The organism is Actinoplanes sandaracinus, assembly GCF_030009775.1.
Lineage (GTDB): Bacteria > Actinomycetota > Actinomycetes > Mycobacteriales > Micromonosporaceae > Actinoplanes > Actinoplanes sandaracinus.
In genome coordinates, this window is the sequence record NZ_JASCTH010000087.1 from 1 (window position 1) to 1,636 (window position 1,636).

Consider the following 1,636-nt stretch of genomic DNA (forward strand, 5'->3'; position numbering starts at 1 on the left):
CCGCCGAATACGAGGACCTACACGCGATGACCCGACCGGTCACCGCACCCCTGGAAACCAGCTAAACAACTCTCCATCAAACCCGGGGCTTGACACGAGGTTGCTGTCGCGTTCACACCGTCGCCCAGGGCACTCCTCTATTGCCAGGACGGCAGGGGGTTGACCGGCCGGGATCGGCGAGTCCGTTCGCCTGTTTCTGCACGACGGCCTTCGCTGGTGCTGGTGCTGGTGCTGGTGCTGGTGCTGGTGCTGGTGCTGGTGTTGGTTCGCCGTTGCCAGATCGGCGGCTTCAACGCCCGGCATTGGGTGGCTACAAAACTTGACACCCACTGCGGGTGTGGGCAACACCCGCAGTGGGTGTCGAACTTCTGGATGTGGTGGTGCCCTGCACAGAACGCCGTGATGTCGACCGCGACGCCAGAGGGCTGGCACCGGAGGCATCAGGCCGAGCGTCGTCAATAGGCCGGGCGTCGTGAGGCCCAGTCTTCAGGTTAGGGGCGCCAGGTTGCGCGTCGTCAGGCCGAGCCTCGTCAGGTGGAGGGGCGCCAGGTTGCGCGTCGTCAGGCCGAGCCTCGTCAGGTGGAGCGACGTCGGTTGGGGGCGTCAGGCCAGCTGACGTCAGGTGGAGAGGCGTTGGTCGAGGGTTGGCCCGGCCGGGCGTCGTTCGGCTGAGCGTCGTCAGGTTGAGGGTCGGCGGGTTGTGCGTCGTCAGGTGGAGGGGTGTGAGGTGGAGCGACGTCGCTTGGGGGGCGTCAGGCCAGCTGACATCAGGTGGAGAGGCGTCGGTCGAGGGTTGTCCGGCCGCGACGTCAGGTTGAGGGGCGTCATGGGAGCCACGGGCTGGCGGAGGGGGCCAGAGCGCCGAAAGACGCCGGACGCCCACAGCCGCCCTCGCCCGCCTTCAGCCGCCCTCGCCCGCCTTCAGCCGCTCCCGCCCGCCGACAGCCGCCCCAGCCTCCTTCAGCCGCCCGGGGCGCCGTCGGGTGCCGAGGCGGCAGGGCGCCGAGGTGCGTCAGGGCGCCTGGGGGACGGCGTATCCCGGGATGGACGGCCAGCGGACGGTGAGCACTACGGACTCCTCGGCGGCATACCAGGAGTGGTCGACCCCGCGAGGCCAGACCACGTAGTCACCCTGCTTGTCGAGGACGACCGTGCGATCCGGGAACTCCATGTGGAAACAGCCGCTGATCAGTATCAGCAGGGCGGTGCGGTCCTCGCCGCGCACCCATTGGGCTCGCCGGTCGCCTTGAGGGTGCCGGCCCCACTTGATCTCGACATCGGTGCTGTGCCGTGGGTCGCCCGCCGGCTTGAAGTACCCGAGTAGCCACCCGCGGTCGGCCAGCGCATCCGGGTCGGCGTTTCCCACGTAGATCTCCTCCGCCACGTCCTGGAACGCTACCTACCACCGGTGCCGGCCTGTTCACCCGACCCGATCTAATCGGCCCGACCGATCGCCCCGGCCGATCCGATCGGCCGGACCGATGGCCTCGGCCGGCCCCACTGGCCCCGATGGCCCCGACCGATCCCACTGGTCCCCGCTCGCCCCGGCGGATCCCACCGGCCCTGATCGGCGGGACCGACGGCCCCGGCGGATCCCACCGGCCCTGATCGGCGGGACCGACGGCCCCGGCGGATC

General features: G+C 70.0%; 2 protein-coding genes. One reads left to right on the plus strand and one right to left on the minus strand.

Annotated elements, in window-relative coordinates; genetic code table 11:
- Nucleotides 1-216 precede the first annotated feature (216 nt).
- Nucleotides 217-462: a hypothetical protein gene (locus QLQ12_RS46755; protein ID WP_282767538.1), complete on the plus strand. Its 246-nt coding sequence runs from the start codon at nt 217-219 to the stop codon at nt 460-462.
- Between the two features lie 550 nt (nt 463-1,012).
- On the opposite strand, the gene QLQ12_RS46760 is transcribed toward QLQ12_RS46755, so the two are convergent.
- Entirely contained in the window at nt 1,013-1,384 is a 372-nt protein-coding gene (locus QLQ12_RS46760) for a cupin domain-containing protein (protein WP_282767539.1), read from the minus strand.
- Nucleotides 1,385-1,636: the final 252 nt, after the last annotated feature.